Raw genomic sequence first — 228 nt, 5'->3', positions numbered from 1 at the left:
ACAAACGGCATGAGCTTTGGCTCTTCCGCATGTGCCAAGTAGAGAGATTCATGCATATCTTTGGATGAGAAGTTGTATAACGAATCCTCTCTAGCTTTTCAATTTTAGCAATATGACTAATTAATTTTCCTAAATCCCACACTTCCCCTTCGCACTCCCCATGGTAAGCATTGACGTTCTGACCAAGCAAATTGATCTCATTTGACCCATTTGCAACTAATTTCAATG

1 pseudogene is annotated in these 228 nt (G+C 39.9%); it reads right to left on the bottom strand.

The window, feature by feature from the left end:
* Window positions 1-228: pseudogene (locus WG67_RS08220) on the bottom strand (tRNA (N6-isopentenyl adenosine(37)-C2)-methylthiotransferase MiaB); the annotation flags it as partial.

The organism is Wolbachia endosymbiont of Drosophila incompta, from assembly GCF_001758565.1.
GTDB lineage: Bacteria > Pseudomonadota > Alphaproteobacteria > Rickettsiales > Anaplasmataceae > Wolbachia > Wolbachia pipientis.
This window is presented reverse-complemented; position numbering and strand designations above follow the sequence as displayed.